We start from the raw sequence: 16,107 nt of genomic DNA on the forward strand, positions 1-16,107 counted from the left end.
GGGGTCTACGGCGTTTATGCCTGCTGGATCAGAAGTCCTTGCACAGGCGCAAGGCGTCGTAGATCGCCGCATGCACGTTGCGCTGGGCCACGCAGTCGCCGATGCGGTACAGCAGGTAGCCTTCGCCCGGCTGGCTGAGGATCGGCTGTGGCTTGATGGCGAACAGCGCCTCCACGTCGATCTGGCCTTTGTTGCGCGAACCTTCCTTCAGGGCGTAATACAGCTGCTCGTCAGGGCGCACGCCGTTCTCCACCACCACCTGGTCGACCACCCGCTCTTCCTTGGCGCCGGTGTATTCGTTCTCCAGCACCGCCACCAGCTTGTCGCCTTCGCGGTAGACCTTTTCCAGCATCATGTCGCCGGTCATGATCACTTCTTTGGGGTACATGCTGCGGTAGTAGGTCGGGAAGGTAGTACCGCCCATGGCCACGCCCGGCTTGATGTCGTCGGTGACGATTTCCACCTGGCTGCCCTTGTCAGCGATGAAGTCGGCCACCGACATGCCGGTGAATTCGCAGATGGTGTCGTACACCAGCACGTTCTTGCCCGGCGCAACCTTGCCGTCGAGCACGTCCCAGCTGCTGACCACTAGCCCTTCGGCAGCGCCCCAGTGTTCGTTCTGCTCCAGGAACGAGTGCCCACCCACTGCCAGTACGATCACGTCCGGGCGCAGGTCCTGGATGGTGGCCACGTCAGCGGCAGTGCCCAGGCGCAGGTCGACTTTCAAACGCGCCAGCTCCAACTGGTACCAGCGGGTGATACCGGCAATCTGGTCACGCTGCGGTGCCTTGGCGGCGATGGTGATCTGCCCGCCAATCTGGTCTTTCTTCTCGAACAGGGTCACGTCGTGGCCACGTTCGGCCGCTACGCGGGCAGCTTCCATACCGGCAGGGCCCGCGCCAACCACCACCACCTTGCGCTTCACGCCGGTGGTTTTCTCGATGATGTGCGGCACGCCCATGTATTCACGGGAGGTCGCGGCGTTCTGGATGCACAGTACATCCAGGCCCTGGTACTGGCGGTCGATGCAGTAGTTGGCACCGACGCACTGCTTGATCTGGTCAATCTGGCCCATCTTGATCTTGGCGATCAGGTGCGGGTCGGCCATGTGCGCACGGGTCATGCCCACCATGTCCACATAACCGCCTTCAAGGATGCGCGTGGCCTGGTTCGGGTCCTTGATATTCTGCGCGTGCAGCACCGGGACCTTGACCACTTCCTTGATGCCGGCCGCCAGGTGCAGGAACGGCTCCGGCGGGTAGCTCATGTTGGGGATAACGTTGGCCAGGGTGTTGTGGGTGTCGCAACCCGAGCCGACCACGCCGATGAAGTCGAGCATGCCGGTGGCGTCGTAGTACGCGGCGATCTGCTTCATGTCTTCGTGGCTGAGGCCATCGGGGTGGAACTCGTCACCGCAGATACGCATGCCCACGCAGAAGTCGTCACCGACCTCGGCACGCACGGCTTTGAGCACTTCCAGGCCGAACTTCATGCGGCCTTCGAAGGTGCCGCCCCATTCGTCGGTACGCTTGTTGACCCGTGGGCTCCAGAACTGGTCGATCATGTGCTGGTGCACCGCCGACAGTTCCACGCCGTCCAGGCCGCCCTCTTTGGCGCGACGTGCCGCTTGCGCGTAGTTGCCGATCACCCGCCAGATCTCTTCCACCTCGATGGTTTTGCAGGTGGCGCGATGCACGGGTTCACGGATACCCGACGGCGACATCAGGGTCGGCCAGTTGAAGCCGTCCCAACGCGAGCGACGGCCCATGTGGGTAATCTGGATCATGATCTTGGCGCCATGCTTGTGCATGGCGTCGGCCAGGTTCTGGAAGTGCGGGATGATGCGGTCGGTCGACAGGTTGACCGACGCCCACCATTCCTGCGGGCTGTCGATGGCCACGACGGACGAACCACCGCAGATCGCCAGGCCGATGCCGCCCTTGGCCTTTTCTTCGTAGTACTTCACGTAGCGGTCGGTCGTCATGCCGCCGTCAGTGGCGTAGACCTCAGCGTGCGCGGTGCTGAGCACGCGGTTGCGGATGGTCAGTTTGCCGATCTGGATCGGCTGGAACATTGCTTCGAATGCCATGACGCTATCTCCGGCTTACAACGGCTTGGTAACGAACAGGCCATCTTCGTGGCCTTCTTCCGACCCGCCGTAGACCTGCTCGGCCACGGTGCGGATCTTGCTGCCGCGGGCAGCGAGAATCTGGTCCATGGCGCCGGCGAACCAGCCGGTGAACATGTAGTCGACTTTGCGGCCGCATTTGCCATACACGTATACGAACGCCGAGTGCTTGAGCTTGACGCTGCAGGTGCCTTTGTCCAGGTCGATGTCCTGGATTTCGAACAGGCCCCAGCCACGCTGGCTCAGGCGCTTCATGTAGTGCTCGAACACCGCCACGCCTTCCAGGCCATGGCATTCAGCTTCTTTTTCACACCAGTGCCAGGCAGACTTGTAGCCGGCCTTGTAGAGGATTTCGGCGTAGGCATCGGCGCCCAGCACTTCCTCGATACCCATGTGGTTGTTGACGAAGAAATGGCGCGGCACGTACAGCATCGGCAAGGCGTCACTGGTCCAGACACCGGTCTCGCTGTCGACTTCGATTGGCAATTGCGGGGCGATCTTGGCCATGGAAACTCAACTCCATAAAATTTTTATGTGGGTGCCCCGGCGTTGCTGGCAGGGGCTATCAGGCTTGGAGAGCGGCTTACTCGCCCCAGACGTCCTTGAGGACGTTGACCCAGTTCTCGCCCATGATCTTGCGTACCACGCGCTCGGAGTGGCCGCGCTTGAGCAGGGTTTCGGTGAGGTTGGGGAACTCGCCGACAGTGCGGATGCCGAGCGGGTTGATGATCTTGCCGAAGTTGGTCAGGCGACGGGCGTAGCCCTTGTCGTGGGTCAGGTACTCGAAGAAGTCCTGCCCGTGGCCTTGGGTGAAGTCGGTACCGATACCGATGGCGTCTTCACCCACGATGTTCATGGTGTACTCGATGGCTTCGGCGTAGTCGTCGATGGTGGAGTCGATGCCCTTGGCCAGGAACGGCGCGAACATGGTCACGCCAACGAAGCCGCCGTGGTCGGCGATGAACTTCAGCTCTTCGTCCGACTTGTTGCGCGGGTGCTCCTTCAGGCCTGAGGGCAGGCAGTGGGAGTAGCACACCGGCTTTTTCGATTCGAGGATGACTTCTTCAGAGGTTTTGGAACCCACGTGGGACAGGTCGCACATGATGCCGACGCGGTTCATTTCCGCCACGATCTCGCGGCCGAAGCCCGACAGGCCGCCGTCACGCTCGTAGCAGCCGGTGCCTACCAGGTTCTGGGTGTTGTAGCACATCTGCACGATGCCCACGCCCAGCTGCTTGAACACATCCACGTAGGCGATCTGGTCTTCGAAGGCATGGGCGTTCTGGAAGCCGAAGAGGATGCCGGTCTTGCCCAGTTCCTTGGCCTTGCGGATGTCGGCGGTGGTGCGCACCGGCATCACCAGGTCGCTGTTGTCGCGGATCAGCTTCTGGCTGGCAGCGATATTGTCGACGGTTGCCTTGAAGCCTTCCCAGACCGACACCGTGCAGTTGGCCGCAGTCAGCCCGCCTTTGCGCATGTCTTCGAACAGCTCGCGGTTCCACTTGGCAATGATCAGGCCGTCGATGACGATGCTGTCGGCGTGAAGTTCGGCTGGGCTCATCAGGCTGTCCCCTTTTATTGAGTTGGGCTGCGCCAAACCTTCTGCCGGCGCTTTGGGGCCAGCATATGCCTGTGCCCAATGACGCCCCGATGCAAAAACGACAGGGGGTTTGCCGAAAGCGTCAATGCGCGACAACACGCCCTCTGGCATGCGGCGTGGCGATGAGAGACAGTCTCGATAGCGACGTTTCTGGCCGTTTTATGAACATTTCGTCAGAGAGCTACCGCCTTGCCTTCGGCTGAGCGAGAATCCTTGCGATTCGTCAGCCTGTTGAGGAGAAAACGGATGAAATCATTGGCATGGCTGGTACTGCTGGCTGTCGTATCGGGCGCCCAGGCCGGCGAGGAAGAAAGCACCCCGTGCGACAACGTCGAGACCGACCAGCAGACCTACGCGTGCGCTGCGTTCAACAAGCAGACTGCCGAGCGTGAGCTGAAGTCCGCTTACGATGACTTGATCCAGCGTATTCGCGACCAATATGCCGATGAGGGCGACCAGGCTACCGCTCTGGTCGGGCGTATGGATGCGGCCGAGAAGCTGTGGACACAGCTGCGCGATGCGGATTGCAAGGTTGAGACCTACGCCGAGAAGCCCGGTAGCAAGGCGTTCGAGGCGGCGTGGGATACCTGCGTGGCGCAGCGTAGTGATGACCGCTCGGAGTACTTGCAGTCCATTGGCCAACAGTAGTCCTGGACCGGCCTCTTCGCGGGACAAGCCCGCTCCCACAGGTGCTGCGTATCCGTTGGGACCACACCTTTCTGTGGGAGCGGGCTTGTCCCGCGAAGACGCCAGCACAGACAAACATCAAACTGCCCTGGCCAACCTGTCCTCCCGCGGACAACGCTGGTACCGCGCCCTATAGCAGCGGGTAAAGTACGAAGCCGACTCAAACCCGCACGCCACCCCCACCTCCAGCACACTCATGTCGGTCTGGCGCAACAATTGCCGCGCCTTGTCCAGGCGCAGTCGCAAATAGAACCCACTGGGCGTGTCGTCCAGATGCACGCGAAACAACCGCTCCAGCTGCCGCCGGGTCACCTGCACCGCCTCAGCCAGCACTTGGGTATTGAGCGGCTGTTCGGTGTTGCGCTCCATTTCACCAATCACTTTCACCAGTTTCTTGTTGCTGATGCCATAGCGGCTGGCGATCTGCATGCGCTGGTGGTCCTGTCGCTGACGGATACGCCCGAGCACGAACTGCTCCGACACCTGCACTGCCAGCTCACTGCCGTGGGCCTGGGCAATCAGATCGAGCATCAGGTCGATCGAGGCCGTACCGCCAGCACACGTAATGCGCCGACGGTCGATCTCGAACAACTCCTGGGTCGCCTGCAAGCTTGGATAGTTTTCCTTGAACGCCTCCAACGCCTCCCAGTGCACGGTGGCGCGGTGACCGTCGAGCAGCCCGGCTTCAGCCAGCACCACGGCGCCGGTATCAATACCGCCCAGGGTTACCCCGTCATGGTCCAGGCGGCGTAGCGCCTGCTGTAGTACTGGCCCATAGCATGCCAGGGGGTCGAAGCCTGCCACTATCAGCAAGATGCCGACAGGCTCGCCCGCTGCCAACGCTGCATCGGCATTCACCGACATGCCATTGCTCGCCTGCACCGCGCCGCCATCCAGGCTCAAGACCTGCCAGCGATACGACGGCCCCTTGAAGCGGTTGGCCACCCGCAGGGGTTCCAGGGCACTGATGAATCCCATGGCCGAAAAGCCGGGTAACAGCAGGAAATGAATGTTTTGCAGCATTGCATGCTCCACGGCAAAGGTGGTCGCCTCCGTGCAAATGTTGGTCGCCAGGGTGCGATTTTTCACCCCTTCAGCAGCGTAGCGTGTTCACACGGCCCAGAGAGGTCGAAACCCCATAACAATATGCACTGCCGATGGAGAGCCACCATGCACAGCTTGATCCGCCGCAGCCTGTTGACCCTTGCCCTGAGCAGCATCGCCACCTCCCCGCTTTACGCCGCCGAACCTGCGGCCTGCAAGAACATCCGCCTGGGCGTGGTCAACTGGACCGACGTCATCGCCACCAGCGCCATGGCCCAGGTGCTGCTCGATGGCCTGGGCTACCAGACCAAACAGACCAGTGCCTCGCAGCAGATCATCTTCGCCGGCATCCGCGACAAACGCCTGGACATGTTCCTGGGTTACTGGAACCCGATCATGACCCAGACCATCACGCCGTTCATCGACGCCAACCAGGTCAAGGTACTGGAGAAACCAAGCCTGGAGGATGCCCGCGCCACCCTGGCCGTGCCGAAATACCTCTACGACAAGGGTTTGAAGACCTTCGCCGACATCCATAAGTTCGAGAAAGAGCTGGGCGGCAAGATCTATGGCATCGAACCGGGCTCCGGCGCCAACACCCAGATCAAGGCAATGATCACCAAGAACCAATTCGAACTTGGCAAGTTCCAGCTGGTCGAGTCCAGCGAGGCTGGCATGCTCGCCGCTGTCGACCGCGCCGTGCGGCGCAAGGAAGCCGTGGTGTTCTTCGGCTGGGCGCCGCACCCGATGAACGTGAACATCGACATGGCCTACCTGGGCGACAGCCAAGACGCGCTCGGCCCGGACGAAGGCCGCGCGACGGTATGGACGGTGACCGCGCCGGACTACGCCGAACGCTGCCCCAACGCCCACCGCCTGCTGGCCAACCTGAAGTTCAGCGCCGAAGACGAGAGCCGCATGATGCAGCCGCTGCTCGACCACAAGGACGCGCTGGAATCGGCCCGCCAGTGGCTGAAAGACCATCCCGAGGACAAGGCCCGCTGGCTGGAAGGTGTGACCACCCTCGATGGCAAGCCGGCTGCGGACAACCTCAAGCTCACTGCCAACTGACTGGGCCCTTTCGCGGGCGCGCCCGCTCCCACAGGTACAGCTCCACACTCAGGATCACATTGATCCTGTGGGAGCGGGCATGCCCGCGAAAAGCCAAACACAGACACCACAAGGAACACACCATGAACCACGACGTCATCATCACCTGCGCCCTCACCGGCGCTGGCGACACCGCCTCGAAAAGCCACCTGGTCCCGGTCACCCCCAAACAGATCGCCGAAGCCGCCGTAGAGGCTGCCAAAGCCGGCGCCACCGTCGTCCACTGCCACGTCCGCGACCCGCAAACCGGCCGTTTCAGCCGCGACGTGGCGCTGTACCGCGAAGTCATGGAACGCATCCGCGAAGCCGACGTAGACATCATCGTCAACCTCACCGCCGGGATGGGTGGCGACCTGGAAATCGGCCCTGGCGAAACGCCGCTGGAGTTCGGCCCAGGCACCGACCTGATCGGCCCGCTGGAGCGCCTGGCCCATGTCGAGGCGCTGCTGCCGGAAATCTGCACCCTCGACTGCGGCACGCTCAACTTCGGTGACGGCAACTCAATCTACGTTTCCACCCCCGCGCAACTGCGCGCTGGCGCCAAGCGCATCACCGAACTGGGCGTTAAAGCCGAACTGGAAATCTTCGACACCGGCCACCTGTGGTTCGCCAAGCAGATGATGAAAGAAGGCCTGCTTGAAGACCCCCTTTTCCAGCTGTGCCTCGGCATCCCGTGGGGCGCGCCGGCCGACACCACCACCATGAAGGCGATGGTCGACAACCTGCCCGCCAACGTCACCTGGGCCGGCTTCGGCATCGGCCGCATGCAGATGCCGATGGCGGCGCAAGCCGTGCTGCTGGGCGGCAACGTGCGCGTGGGCCTTGAAGACAACCTGTACCTGGACCGTGGCGTGCTGGCCAGCAACGGCCAGTTGGTCGAACGCGCGAGCGAGATCATCACCCGCATGGGTGGCCGTGTACTCACCCCGGCAGAAGGCCGGGAAAAAATGAACCTCAAGCGCCGCTGATCCCTTCAGGAGACCGATATGCCCTTCATCACCGAGATCAAGACCTTCGCCGCTCTGGGTAGCGGCGTAATCGGCAGCGGCTGGGTTGCCCGCGCCCTCGCCCACGGCCTGGACGTGGTCGCCTGGGACCCGGCGCCGGGTGCCGAGCAAGCACTGCGCAAGCGCATCGCCAACGCTTGGCCGGCACTGGAAAAACAGGGGCTTGCGCCAGGCGCGACGCAGGACCGCTTGAAGTTCGTTGCCACCATCGAGGAATGTGTCCGCGACGCCGATTTCATCCAGGAAAGCGCGCCAGAGCGGCTGGACCTCAAGCTCGACCTGCACGCGAAAATCAGCGCTGCCGCGAAGCCTGATGCCATCATCGGCTCCAGCACTTCAGGCCTGCTGCCCAGCGAATTCTACGAGTCGGCTACCCACCCCGAGCGCTGCGTGGTCGGCCACCCGTTCAACCCGGTGTACCTGCTGCCGCTGGTCGAGATCGTCGGCGGCAACCGTACCGCGCCTGAAGCCATCGAGGCGGCAAAGACCATCTACACCACTCTTGGCATGCGCCCGCTACATGTGCGCAAGGAAGTCCCCGGCTTCATTGCCGATCGCCTGCTGGAAGCGCTGTGGCGCGAGGCCCTGCACCTGGTCAACGACGGCGTGGCCACTACCGGGGAAATCGACGACGCGATCCGCTTTGGCGCGGGCCTTCGCTGGTCGTTCATGGGCACCTTCCTCACCTACACCCTCGCGGGTGGCGACGCCGGTATGCGCCACTTCATGTCGCAGTTCGGCCCGGCGCTGAAGCTGCCCTGGACATACCTGCCGGCACCGGAGCTGACCGACAAGCTGATCGACGACGTGGTCGACGGCACCTCGGAGCAGTTGGGCGACCGCAGCATCGCCGCGCTGGAACGCTATCGTGATGACACCCTGCTGGCGGTGCTGGAAGCGGTGAAGACCAGCAAGACCAACCACGGCATGTCGTTCAGCGATTGAGGAGGTAACGATGCCCGCATTGATCACTTACCGCACCCAGATCCAGGAAGATTGGGTCGATTACAACGGGCATCTGCGCGATGCCTTTTACCTACTGATCTTCAGCTATGCCACCGATGCGCTGATGGAGCGCATCGGCCTGGATGCTGATAGCCGTGGGCAAAGCGGCCACTCGCTGTTCACCCTGGAGGCGCATATCAACTACCTGCACGAAGTGAAGCTAGGGACTGAGGTGTGGGTGCAGACGCAGATCATCGGTTTTGATCGCAAGCGTCTGCAGGTGTACCACAGCCTGCACCGGGCAGGGTTCGATGAGGCGCTGGCAGCCAGTGAGCAGATGCTGTTGCATGTGGATTTGGCAGGGCCGACGTCGGCGCCGTTCAGCGAGAACAGCACGGGGTTACTACAGGGGCTAGTGGACGAACAACGTCAACTTCAAGCGCCCGTTTATGTAGGCCGCGTGATCGGCCTTGCAAAAAAATAACCCCGGAAAGCCGTGAGCATCCGGGGCCAAGAGCGAGCAACATCCACTGTGCATGAATGAGGGTGACCAAACCCTCGGTTGCTGTAGATGGCTTGAGTGTGCGCAGTTCCCGCCAGGTGGATTTAGCCGTAAACGACCTGTTCTTAGCCAAAGCAGCCATGCCGGCATCTTGTTGTTGCGGGCATGTCGCGGGCGTCACAGAATCGGTCGTAAATCACAGCAGCACTCTCTTAGCGATAAAAGGGACAACAGCCATGATGCATGCGGATTTGATTGATCAGGACGACCTCGCCGGCCACCTGCGCGCACGCGGGTTCGAGATTCCGGCGGGCGCCAGTGCCGAGCAGGCTTGCGAAGCGGTGGTGCGTGGGCTGACCGAGCCTAATGCTCGGGCGCTGAAGGGGATGGTGGAGCAGATGTATACAGGTAGCGCGACCATCCTTCCGGCGGTACGCCAGGCGATCGACAAACAGCTGTTACCCGCGCTGGCGCAATTCAACAAACGCGCTTAACTGATTTTCCTGTACTGGCCTCTTCGCGGGCAAGCCCGCTCCCACAAGTACTGCACCGGATTCAAAAGCGGTGCGATACCTGTGGTAGCGGGCTTGCCCGCGAAGGGGCCCGCGCTGTTTCAGAGCCTTACACTGGCAAACGTCGACTCGTTGCGCGCCTGGCTCAGAGCGGCCATAGGCCCACTGTGCGGCGACAGTGTCATGGCCTGCGGGATCGGCATCATCGCCACCTGCTGCGCAGTGTTGGAGCCCACGCGCTCGTCACGCGGCGGAATGCCGAAGTACTCGCGGTAGCACTTGGAGAAGTGTGGCGTGGACACAAAACCGCATACCGACGCCACCTCGATGATCGACATCGGCGTTTGCTTGAGCAATTGCCGTGCACGAATCAGGCGCAGTTTCAGGTAGTAGCGCGATGGCGAGCAATGCAGGTACTTCTGGAACAACCGCTCAAGCTGCCGACGCGAAACCGACACGTATACCGCCAGTTCGTCCAGGTCGATCGGCTCTTCGAGGTTGGCCTCCATGAGCGCGACGATTTCCTGCAGCTTCGGCTGATTGGTGCCGAGCATGTGCTTGAGCGGCACGCGCTGATGATCCTGTTCGTTGCGGATGCGCTCGTAGACGAACATCTCGGAAATCGCCGCCGACAGTTCACGGCCATGGTCGCGGCTGATCAGGTGCAACATCATGTCCAGCGGCGCGGTACCGCCAGAGCTGGTGAAGCGGTTGCGGTCGAGGGTGAACAGGCGGGTGCTCATGTTTACGCGTGGGAAGGCTTCCTGCATTGCCGCCAGGCACTCCCAGTGCACGCTGCAATCGAAGCCGTCGAGCAGACCGGCACAGGCCAGTGCCCAGCTGCCGGTGCACACCGCACCAAGACGGCGCGACTGGCGAGCCTGAGCTTGCAGCCAGGTAACGTGCTCACGGGTGACCGAACGCTGAATACCAACCCCCCCGCAGACAATCACGGTGTCGATGGGCGGCGCATTGCTGATTGCAGCATCCGGAGTGATCTGCAAGCCATCGCTGGCCCACACCTGGCCGCCGTCGACGGTCAGGGTATGCCAGCGGTAAAGCTCTCGGCCGGACAGCTGGTTGGCCATACGCAGCGGCTCAACGGCTGATGCCAGTGAAATCAGGGTGAAATTGTCCAATAGAAGAAACCCGATGGACTGGGGTGTTGTGCGGTTCTGGGTTGGGTTCCCGGAGGTGTACGACGTCATCGCGATTTCTCCTCACACAAATGCAGGGTGTGCCTCAGGCGGGCACTGATTTCTTGTTATGGCCCCGGTTCATGTGCTGGGGCTTGGTTGCCAATCTCAACGCAAACGCCGTGCCTGAAATTGAACGGCTGTCCAAAAAAACCTGAAAACGACGCCTTTGTTCGGCAAATCAGGTGCTTTGGTCGAGTTGGCTGGGTGTTCGCAAATGGGCGTGCTAGGCGCCGTGCGTGTAACGGCTGAGCAATTTGGTGACAAGCGCAGTGTAAGTTGCCCAGAAACGACACTCTTGAGTGTCACCGACAATCCAGGCACTGATAACGACACCCGACGATCGGTAGGCGTCGCTTGCACCATTAGGGAGCATAGGTGATCAAGTTGCACCTGCATCAACCTCAAGGGCCCCTTCGCGGGCGTGCCCGCGAAGGGGTCCTTGAGGGCGGATCAAGCAATCAGCATTCGATGGCGCTGACCGCCAGGCCACCGCGCGAGGTCTCTTTGTACTTGTCGTGCATGTCGGCCCCGGTATCACGCATGGTGCGGATCACCTGGTCGAGGGAGATGAAGTGTTCGCCGTCACCGCGCAGGGCCATCTGCACCGCGTTGATGGCTTTTACCGCCGCAATCGCGTTGCGCTCGATGCACGGCACCTGTACCAACCCGCCGACCGGGTCGCAGGTCAGGCCAAGGTTGTGCTCCAGGGCGATTTCAGCGGCGTTTTCCACCTGTGGCGGTGTGGCGCCAAGCACTTCGGCCAAGCCAGCAGCGGCCATGGCGCAAGCGGAGCCAACCTCGCCCTGGCAACCGACTTCGGCACCGGAAATCGACGCGTTCTTCTTGCACAAGATGCCCACAGCGGCCGCCGCGAGGAAGTACTCCACCACGTTGGACTCGTTTACCGCGTCGCTAAAGCGCATGTAGTAATGCAACACCGCCGGGATAATGCCGGCCGCGCCGTTGGTAGGTGCGGTGACCATGCGCCCGCCGGCGGCGTTTTCTTCATTGACCGCCAGAGCGAACAGGTTGACCCACTCCATGGCGCTCATGGTCGAGCCGATCACATTGGGCTTGCCGACTTCCTGCAGGCTGCGGTGCAGCTTGGCGGCGCGGCGGCGCACGTTCAGCCCGCCGGGCAGCGTGCCTTCGTATTTGAGGCCGTTGTTGACGCATTCCTGCATGGCTTCCCAGAGCTTGTGCAGGCCGGCACGGATCTCTTCCTCACTGCGCCAGACCTTCTCGTTGGCCATCATCAATTGCGACACGCTGAGGTCGTTTTGCTTGCACAGACGCAGCAGCTCGGCGGCGCTGTTGAAATCGTACGGCAGCACCGTCTGGTCGGCGTCCAGCACGCCACTGGCGGCCTGGGCGGCATCGACCACGAAGCCGCCACCCACCGAGTAATAGGTATCGCGGTGCAGCTCGCCCTGCTCGCCTTCGGCAATCAAGGTCATGGCGTTGGGGTGGTACGGCAGGTTCTCGTCCAGCAGCAGCATGTCGCGAGCCCAGACAAACTCGATGGGCAGGCGGCTATCAAGCTGCAGGGTGTTGGTTTCACGCAGGTCGGCGATACGCGGCACGATCTGGGTGGGGTCGATGGCGTCAGGCCATTCGCCCATCAGGCCCATGATGGTGGCGTTGTCGGTGCCATGCCCGATACCGGTGGCCGACAGCGAGCCGTACAGGCGCACTTCGATCCGCTTGACACGCTCCAGCTCGCCGCGCTCGCGCAGGCCCTGGACGAACAGGGCGCCAGCACGCATGGGGCCGACGGTGTGGGAGCTGGAAGGCCCGACACCGATCTTGAACAGGTCGAACACGCTGATGGCCATTGTCGAATCACCTCTTGATGGGCTTGTCTCTGCGCGCCATGCGCAGGGCGGGGCAGCTGCTAGGCTCAAACAGCGGGCCGCCTTGAATGCCAGCATCATCGGGCTTTTAACGCCACCCTCGCCGTCTGCAACCGACGTACTTTTGTCCAGCAGCGCCGCGCGTTTTTTACAGGGAGAGCAGCGCTCACCTCGCCGTTTTCCGGCGGCCTGGTGACGTAAAAATGCGGCTGAGGGGGTGGAAAAATCCATAAGCGACATCGCCCATACTGGATACGACCCGTTCCGTACTGGTTACGACCCCACCAGTAGGCGATTGCCCGGCGCTGGAGGATTATCGAAAGCGACTCGTAAAGCACGGCCACGCATCCTGCCCTCTGCAGGCCTGGTCGACCGGACCCTGAGAAAGCCCGGCGACCCACGCGAACCCGAAGACAAAATCACAGGAGTCCATCCATGAAAGGTTCACCCTCGCTGTTGCTGGTTGCGTTGCTGTCCGCACCGTTGCTGGCCCAGGCCGCCGAGCCCGAACAGTGCCGGACGGTACGTTTCTCCGATGTCGGCTGGACCGACATCACGGTCACGACCGCCACCACCAGCGTTGTGCTTGAAGCACTGGGTTACAAGACCCACACCACCATGATCTCGGTACCGGTGACCTACAAGTCGCTGGCCACCGGCAAGGACCTGGACGTGTTTCTCGGCAACTGGATGCCGACCATGGAGAACGACATCAAGCAGTACCGCGACGCTGGCACAGTAGAAACCGTGCGCGCCAACCTGGAAAACGCCAAGTACACCCTGGCGGTACCCCAGGCGCTGTACGACAAGGGGCTGAAGGATTTCAGCGACATTGCCAAGTTCAAGAAGGAACTGGACGGCAAGATCTACGGCATCGAGCCCGGCAACGATGGCAACCGCACCATCCAGAGCATGATCGACAAGAACGCCTTCGGCCTGAAGGACGCCGGTTTCAAGATCGTGCAGTCGAGCGAGGCCGGCATGCTGTCGCAGGTCGACCGCGCACAGAAGCGCGGCGAGGCGCTGGTGTTCCTGGGCTGGGAACCACACCCGATGAACACCCGCTTCAAGATGCAGTACCTGACCGGCGGGGACGAGTTCTTCGGCCCCGACTTCGGCAAGGCGACCGTGTTGACCAACACCCGCAAGGGCTATGCGCAGGAGTGCAGCAACGTCGGCCAGCTGTTGAAGAACCTGTCGTTCGAGCTCAAGGATGAAAGCACCATGATGGGCTATGTCCTGGACGACAAGATGAAACCCGATGCCGCCGCCAGGAAATGGCTCAAGGACAACCCGGGCAAGCTGGATGCCTGGCTGGCCGGCGTAACCACCGTGGATGGCAAACCGGGCCTTGAGGCAGCCAAGGCCAAGCTCGCGCAATAACGTACTACGCAATAGCGCTACCTCGGGGCAGGACCGTGCCTGCCCCGGGTTGATTTCAATCTATGCAGGTGGAAGCTCGCTATCATGCTTATCGATCAGAAAATACCCCTGGGGCAGTACATCGCCTCATTTGTCGAGTGGTTGACCCAGAACGGCGCCAACTATTTCGATGCTATCGCCCAAGGCCTGGAATTCATGATCCATGGCGTCACCAGTGCCCTGACCTGGTTCAACCCATTCGTACTCATCGCCCTGTTCGCCGCCCTGGCGCACCTGATCCAGCGCAAATGGGCGCTGACCGTGTTCGTTGCCCTGTCGTTCCTGCTGATCCTCAACCTGGGTTACTGGCAGGAAACCATGGAAACCCTGGCGCAGGTTACCTTCGCCACGGTGGTATGCGTGGTCATCGGCGTGCCGCTGGGCATCCTTGCCGCGCACAAACCGATGTTCTATACCGCCATGCGCCCGGTGCTGGACCTGATGCAGACGGTGCCGACCTTCGTTTACCTGATCCCTACCCTGACCCTGTTCGGCCTGGGCGTAGTGCCGGGGCTGATCTCTACCGTGGTGTTCGCCATCGCAGCGCCTATTCGCCTGACCTACCTGGGCATCTGCGACGTACCACAAGAGCTGATGGACGCGGGTAAAGCGTTCGGCTGCTCGCGCCGCCAGTTGCTCACCCGTATCGAACTGCCGCACGCCATGCCAAGCATCGCTGCCGGCGTCACCCAGTGCATCATGCTGTCGCTGTCGATGGTGGTGATTGCCGCCCTGGTCGGCGCGGACGGCTTGGGCAAACCTGTGGTCAACGCACTGAACACCGCCGATATCTCCTTGGGCTTCGAAGCGGGCCTGGCGATCGTGCTGCTGGCGATCATGCTCGACCGTATCTGCAAGCAACCGGAACTGCCGGTAAGGGGTGAGGCATGAGCATTATTCGTTTCGAAGACGTCGACGTCATCTTTTCCAACAAGCCACGCGAAGCGCTGTCGCTGCTGGACCAGGGCAAGACCCGCGAGCAGATCCTCAAGCAGACCGGCCTGGTGGTGGGCGTCGAAAAGGCCAACCTGGACATCAACAAGGGTGAGATCTGCGTGCTGATGGGCCTGTCCGGTTCGGGCAAGTCGAGCCTGCTGCGCTGCATCAACGGCCTGAACACCGTCAGCCGCGGCAAGCTGTTTGTCGAGCACGAAGGCAAGCACATCGACATTGCCCACTGCACCCCGGCCGAACTGAAGATGATGCGCACCAAGCGCATTGCCATGGTGTTCCAGAAATTCGCCCTGATGCCCTGGCTGACGGTGCGCGAGAACATCAGCTTTGGCCTGGAAATGCAGGGCCGCCCGGAAAAGGAACGGCGCAAACTGGTCGACGAGAAGCTGGAGCTGGTGGGCCTGACCCAATGGCGCAACAAGAAGCCGGACGAGTTGTCTGGCGGCATGCAGCAGCGTGTGGGGCTGGCCCGGGCGCTGGCGATGGATGCCGACATCCTGCTGATGGACGAACCGTTCTCGGCCCTCGACCCGCTGATCCGCCAAGGCCTGCAGGACGAACTGCTGACCCTGCAGAGCAAGCTGAACAAAACCATCGTGTTCGTCAGCCACGACCTGGACGAAGCGCTGAAGCTGGGCACCCGCATCGCCATCATGAAAGACGGGCGGATCATCCAGTACAGCAAGCCGGAAGAAATCGTGCTCAACCCGGCCGACGAGTACGTGCGCACCTTCGTTGCCCACACCAACCCGCTGAACGTGCTGTGTGGCCGCAGCCTGATGCGCAGCCTGGACAACTGCAAGCGGGTCAATGGTTCGGTGTGCCTGGACCCGGGTATCGATTCGTGGCTGGACCTGGGCGAAGGTGGCGCGCTGAAGCGTGCACGCCAGGGCCAGAACGGGCTGGACATGCAGAACTGGGCACCGGGGCAGGATGTGGAGCTACTGCAGCGCAGGCCTACCGTGGTGCACGCCGACATCGGCATGCGCGAGGCGCTGCAGATTCGTTATCAGACGGGCAACAAGCTGGTGTTGCAGGATAACGACCGGGTGGTCGGGATTCTTGGGGATACCGAGCTTTACCACGCGTTGCTTGGCAAGAATCACGGGTGATGCAATTGGGGCCGCGTTGCGGCCCCAATCAC

Annotated in this window: 15 protein-coding genes; 9 read left to right on the plus strand and 6 right to left on the minus strand. The window is 61.8% G+C overall.

The window, feature by feature from the left end:
* Positions 1-28: 28 nt before the first annotated feature.
* The 3 genes from dgcA to PM2_RS18355 all read right to left on the minus strand — a co-directional run bounded on the left by dgcA (position 29) and on the right by PM2_RS18355 (position 3,689).
* On the minus strand, positions 29-2,089 hold the full coding sequence (dgcA, locus tag PM2_RS18345) for a dimethylglycine demethylation protein DgcA (protein ID WP_019096852.1): 2,061 nt from the start codon (positions 2,087-2,089) through the stop codon (positions 29-31).
* 15 nt (positions 2,090-2,104) lie between these two features.
* A complete protein-coding gene (locus PM2_RS18350; protein WP_003255698.1) occupies positions 2,105-2,635 on the minus strand; it encodes a DUF5943 domain-containing protein in 531 nt (176 codons plus the stop codon).
* A 76-nt stretch (positions 2,636-2,711) separates the two neighbouring features.
* A complete protein-coding gene (locus PM2_RS18355) occupies positions 2,712-3,689 on the minus strand; it encodes a dipeptidase (RefSeq protein ID WP_003257506.1) in 978 nt (325 codons plus the stop codon).
* A 285-nt stretch (positions 3,690-3,974) separates the two neighbouring features.
* Between PM2_RS18355 and PM2_RS18360 the strand changes: the two genes are divergently transcribed.
* On the plus strand, positions 3,975-4,376 hold the full coding sequence (locus PM2_RS18360; protein WP_016714512.1) for a lysozyme inhibitor LprI family protein: 402 nt from the start codon (positions 3,975-3,977) through the stop codon (positions 4,374-4,376).
* 117 nt (positions 4,377-4,493) lie between these two features.
* Here PM2_RS18360 and PM2_RS18365 read toward each other — a convergent pair whose 3' ends face one another.
* Positions 4,494-5,438, minus strand: coding sequence for a GlxA family transcriptional regulator (locus PM2_RS18365; protein WP_016714511.1), 945 nt, complete (start codon positions 5,436-5,438; stop codon positions 4,494-4,496).
* Between the two features lie 147 nt (positions 5,439-5,585).
* Here PM2_RS18365 and choX point away from each other — a divergent pair, with 147 nt between their 5' ends.
* From choX to PM2_RS18390, 5 genes are all read left to right on the plus strand, one after another.
* Positions 5,586-6,530 (plus strand): choline ABC transporter substrate-binding protein, encoded by a 945-nt coding sequence (gene choX / locus PM2_RS18370; protein ID WP_016714510.1) that lies wholly within the window; start codon positions 5,586-5,588, stop codon positions 6,528-6,530.
* Between the two features lie 122 nt (positions 6,531-6,652).
* Complete coding sequence (gene cdhC, locus PM2_RS18375; RefSeq protein ID WP_016714509.1) at positions 6,653-7,537, plus strand: 3-dehydrocarnitine:acetyl-CoA trimethylamine transferase CdhC; 885 nt, start codon at positions 6,653-6,655, stop codon at positions 7,535-7,537.
* Between the two features lie 18 nt (positions 7,538-7,555).
* Complete coding sequence (locus PM2_RS18380) at positions 7,556-8,521, plus strand: L-carnitine dehydrogenase (protein ID WP_016714508.1); 966 nt, start codon at positions 7,556-7,558, stop codon at positions 8,519-8,521.
* A gap of 10 nt (positions 8,522-8,531) precedes the next feature.
* A complete protein-coding gene (locus PM2_RS18385; RefSeq protein WP_016714507.1) occupies positions 8,532-9,005 on the plus strand; it encodes a thioesterase family protein in 474 nt (157 codons plus the stop codon).
* 254 nt (positions 9,006-9,259) lie between these two features.
* Positions 9,260-9,517: a hypothetical protein gene (locus tag PM2_RS18390; RefSeq protein WP_012270100.1), complete on the plus strand. Its 258-nt coding sequence runs from the start codon at positions 9,260-9,262 to the stop codon at positions 9,515-9,517.
* 119 nt (positions 9,518-9,636) lie between these two features.
* Here PM2_RS18390 and gbdR read toward each other — a convergent pair whose 3' ends face one another.
* The gene (gene gbdR, locus PM2_RS18395; protein WP_016714506.1) at positions 9,637-10,743 is read right to left on the minus strand and encodes a choline metabolism transcriptional regulator GbdR; all 1,107 of its coding nucleotides are present in this window, start codon (positions 10,741-10,743) and stop codon (positions 9,637-9,639) included.
* A 449-nt stretch (positions 10,744-11,192) separates the two neighbouring features.
* Positions 11,193-12,569, minus strand: a complete 1,377-nt coding sequence (locus PM2_RS18400; RefSeq protein ID WP_016714505.1) for an L-serine ammonia-lyase — start codon at positions 12,567-12,569, stop codon at positions 11,193-11,195.
* Positions 12,570-13,022: 453 nt separating this feature from the next.
* Here PM2_RS18400 and PM2_RS18405 point away from each other — a divergent pair, with 453 nt between their 5' ends.
* From PM2_RS18405 to choV, 3 genes are all read left to right on the plus strand, one after another.
* On the plus strand, positions 13,023-13,970 hold the full coding sequence (locus tag PM2_RS18405; RefSeq protein ID WP_016714504.1) for a choline ABC transporter substrate-binding protein: 948 nt from the start codon (positions 13,023-13,025) through the stop codon (positions 13,968-13,970).
* A gap of 81 nt (positions 13,971-14,051) precedes the next feature.
* A complete protein-coding gene (choW, locus tag PM2_RS18410; RefSeq protein ID WP_174244689.1) occupies positions 14,052-14,900 on the plus strand; it encodes a choline ABC transporter permease subunit in 849 nt (282 codons plus the stop codon).
* Entirely contained in the window at positions 14,897-16,075 is a 1,179-nt protein-coding gene (gene choV / locus PM2_RS18415; RefSeq protein ID WP_016714502.1) for a choline ABC transporter ATP-binding protein, read from the plus strand. Before choW ends, choV begins: the two co-directional genes overlap by 4 nt.
* The last annotated feature ends 32 nt before the right edge of the window (positions 16,076-16,107 follow it).

The sequence above is a fragment of the Pseudomonas monteilii NBRC 103158 = DSM 14164 genome (genome assembly GCF_000730605.1).
Classification (GTDB): Bacteria; Pseudomonadota; Gammaproteobacteria; order Pseudomonadales; family Pseudomonadaceae; genus Aquipseudomonas; species Aquipseudomonas monteilii.